At 72.8% G+C, this 3410-nt stretch carries 4 protein-coding genes; 1 reads left to right on the top strand and 3 read right to left on the bottom strand.

The genetic code is table 11. The features are described from left to right. Nucleotides 1-321: 321 nt before the first annotated feature. Nucleotides 322-1362: a hypothetical protein gene (locus VGD85_RS00915; RefSeq protein ID WP_331061570.1), complete on the top strand. Its 1041-nt coding sequence runs from the start codon at nt 322-324 to the stop codon at nt 1360-1362. Between the two features lie 39 nt (nt 1363-1401). Here VGD85_RS00915 and VGD85_RS00920 read toward each other — a convergent pair whose 3' ends face one another. The 3 genes from VGD85_RS00920 to VGD85_RS00930 all read right to left on the bottom strand — a co-directional run. Continuing rightward, nucleotides 1402-2031 (bottom strand): MazG family protein, encoded by a 630-nt coding sequence (locus VGD85_RS00920; RefSeq protein ID WP_331061571.1) that lies wholly within the window; start codon nt 2029-2031, stop codon nt 1402-1404. A gap of 18 nt (nt 2032-2049) precedes the next feature. Continuing rightward, nucleotides 2050-2709: a hypothetical protein gene (locus VGD85_RS00925; RefSeq protein ID WP_331061572.1), complete on the bottom strand. Its 660-nt coding sequence runs from the start codon at nt 2707-2709 to the stop codon at nt 2050-2052. A 19-nt stretch (nt 2710-2728) separates the two neighbouring features. Beyond that, on the bottom strand, nt 2729-3410 hold a 682-nt coding region (locus VGD85_RS00930), incomplete at its 5' end, for a TRCF domain-containing protein (protein ID WP_331061573.1).

Consider the following 3410-nt stretch of genomic DNA (forward strand, 5'->3'; position numbering starts at 1 on the left):
TTGCCGCGCGAGTCGAGGATCTCGCGGGCGCCGACTGCTTCGATGGATGCCACGTCTGTGCTCCTGGGTCGTCTTGGGGAGGGCCCGGGCCGGGTCTCGGCGGACCGTCCTTCAGCCTAGACCGTGCCGATGTCCCCGAGGCGTCCGTGGGCCGTCCGCGGGACGAAGTGCCCCACGAAGTGGGGTCGTGTGTCCCTGACCTGCCGCACGCGGTGACGGCGTGTCGGGTGCCCGTTGGTCAGGGGCCCCGCGGAGCCCTGTGGAGAACGCCCTGTGGAGAACGCCCGGGACCTGGAGCCGCGCGACCGCATGCTCGTCCCCATGAAGCTCTCGGGACTGGTGCGTGACGGGGTGGTCGTCCCCGTTCCCGTCGACCCTTCCGGCCGGTCCGGGCCGACCCGGCGGCAGGCGGCCGGTGAGGAATGGAGGCGGACCAGCAAGGGCAGGTACGTGCCGGCGTACGTCGACCCCGCCCTGCCCGCACAACGCATCGTCGAGGCGGCCGTGCTGTTGCCCGGGCACGGCGCCGTCACGGGCTGGGCCGGGCTCCACTGGGCGGGCGGGCGCTGGTTCGACGGGCTCGGGCCGGACGGTCGGACCGCCCTCCCCGTGCCGCTGGCCCTCGGCCGCAACCGGGTCGTGCGTCCGCGACCCGGGCTGGCGCTCTCCGAGGAGTGGCTCGACCCCGCGGAGGTCGTCCGCATCGACGGGCTCCCGGCCACCGCGCACGCCCGGTCGGTGTGCTTCGAGGTCCGTCGGGCACGGAGCCTGGCGCAGGCCGTGACCGCCGTCGACATGGCGGCGTTCTCGGACCTGGCGTCGATCGAGGAGATCCGTCGGCACGCGCAGCGGCACCTGCAGGGTCGCCCACATGTCTCGCGGATCGCGCGCGCACTCGACCTCGCCGACGAGAACGCGTGGTCGCCGCGCGAGGTCTCGATGCGGCTCGCGTGGTCGCGTGAACACCCACGCCCACTGTGCAACGTGCCGATCTTCGCCCCCGACGGAAGCCACCTGCTCACCCCCGACCTGTTCGACCCGGACCACGGCGTCATCGGTGAGTACGACGGGTTGGTGCACGTCGGCAACGGCCGGCTCGTTCGCGATCTCGAGCGGGAGGAGCTGGCCCGCGACCTCGGTCTCGAGCTCGTGACGATGGTGGCGGCGGACAATACCGACCAGCGCGCGTTCCTGAGCCGGCTCGCCGCGGCCTACCGCCGGGCTGACGGGCGGCGGTCGAGGGGATCGTGGACGCTGGACCAGCCGGGGTGGTGGATCGACACCTCGACCGTCGAGAGGCGGCGGGCACTGTCCGAGGCGCAGCGAGCCCGGTGGCTCCCGCGCCAGGTCGCGCGTCCCTGACCTCCCACACGCCGCGACGGCGTGTCGCGTGCGCGTTGGTCAGGGGCGTGCCGCGGGCGGCAGCCGGCGGCGGACCGCGTCGCGGAGAGCCTGCTCGGGGTCGACGCCGGACCCACGGGCCTCGGCAACCAGCGCCAGCAACCGTTCGCCCAGATCGTCGGCGGCGCCAGGCTCCGGCGCGGGGCGGCCCTCGGATGCCAGGCGGCCGAGCACCTTGTCGGCGTACAGCAGAGCCGGCAGGCCGGCCGGGAGGCCCTCGGTGACCGAGGTCCGCTGCTTCTCGGCGGCCTTGATCTGCTGCCAGACCTCGTCGATCGCCGCGGCGTCCGTCGGGGAGTCGGCAGTCGGCGCGAACACGTGCGGGTTGCGGCGGTACATCTTGGCGGTGATGTCCCGGGCGACGTCGTCGAGGGTGAACTCGCCGGCCTCCTCGGCGATGACCGCGTGGAAGTACACCTGCAGCAACAGGTCGCCCAGCTCCTCGCGCAGATGGTCGGCGTCGCCGGAGTCGATGGCCTCCAGCGTCTCGTGGGTCTCCTCGAGCAGGTAGCGCGCGAGCGAGCGGTGGGTCTGCCCGCGCTTCCAGGCGCACTCCGCCCGCAGGCGGCGCATCACCTCGAGGAACTCGAGGAGCGGCTCGGGTGGTTTCGAGGCTCGCTTCGCTCGCACCTCAACCACCGTAGGGTCTCAGCCGCAGCGCTGGGAGTCGGGCAGCTCCGCGCCGTACGTCGGGTCCGGGTTGTCGGCGTCGGCCAGCTTGCTGGTGTCGCCGAGGGAGTAGGACAGGCTCGTGTCGACCGGCGCGGTGGTGCCCTTGTCGATGGAGACCCCGAACCGCGGGTCCACGTCGACGTCGTGGTCGGCCAGCCACCGGCGGAACAGCTTCTGGCCGGCCGCGGTCGCGTCGTCGCCGGTCGCACCCTGCTGCTCGCCGACCGACTTCTCCACGGCCTGCATGTAGAGCTGGACGCCCTGGACGTCGATCACGGCCTGGACCTGGTCGTCGGGCAGCGACCCCAGCTGCTTGCGGGCCTCGGTGACGGCGGTGTCGTAGTCCTCCGCGGCGCTGACACCCTGCTCGTCGGCGAACTGGTCGACCGCGGCGCGCAGCGCGAGCGCGCCCACGACCTGCCCGCGCAGGTAGTGCTGGGCGAGCACCTGGCCCTCCTGGAGCTGCCCCTCGACGTACTCGCAGAAGGACGTCGAGACATCGTCGACCTTCGCGAGCGAGACGGTCTCGTCGCCCACCCGGGCCGCGACGCCGGGGTTGAACGCGGGGACGGCACCGCAGCCGGTGAGCAGGACGATCGAGGCCGAGGCCAGGGCGATCAGGCGGATGCGGTTCACGTGCTCTCCTGAAGGACGTTCACGGGTTCGAGGGCGGGTCGATGACAGCGTCGATGACTTGTCGGGCCCATTCAAGCAGGGCGATGCCGGCGATCGGACGCCCCCCGACCACCGCGGTCTGCGGACGGGGCACCAGGACCGTGCTGACGGGGGCCTTGACGATCGACTTCGGGTACATCCGGTTGAGCCGGACGACGCGCGACTCGGGCAGGTCGACCGGCGCGAACCGCACGTTGCGGCCCGCGATCGTGACCTCTCCGATGCCGGCCTGGCGCGCCCGCGCCCGGAACCGGGCGACCAGGAGCAGCGAGACGACCTCCTGCGGCGGCTCGCCGTAGCGGTCCAGCAGCTCCTCGTTGAGCAGGTCCACGTCCTCGTCGGAGCGCACCTCCGCGAGCCGCTTGTACATCTCCAGACGGAGCCGCTCGCTGGGGATGTAGTCGTGCGGCAGGTGGGCGTCGACCGGCAGCTCGATGCGGACCTCGCCGAGCTCGGGCTCTGCGTCGCCGCGGAAGTCCTGCACCGCCTCGCCGACCAGGCGCACGTAGAGGTCGAAGCCCACGTCGGCGATGTGGCCGGACTGCTCGCCGCCGAGCAGGTTGCCGGCGCCGCGGATCTCGAGGTCCTTCATCGCGATCGCCATGCCGCCGCCGAGGTCGGAGTGCTGGGCGAGGGTCGCGAGCCGCTCGTGCGCGGTCTCG

The sequence above is a fragment of the Nocardioides sp. genome (assembly GCF_036401255.1).
GTDB lineage: Bacteria > Actinomycetota > Actinomycetes > Propionibacteriales > Nocardioidaceae > Nocardioides.

Coding starts and splice junctions, on each gene's coding strand:
- VGD85_RS00915 (WP_331061570.1), top strand. CDS start 322: ATGAAGCTCTCGGGACTGGTGCGTGACGGGGTGGTCGTCCCCGTTCCC.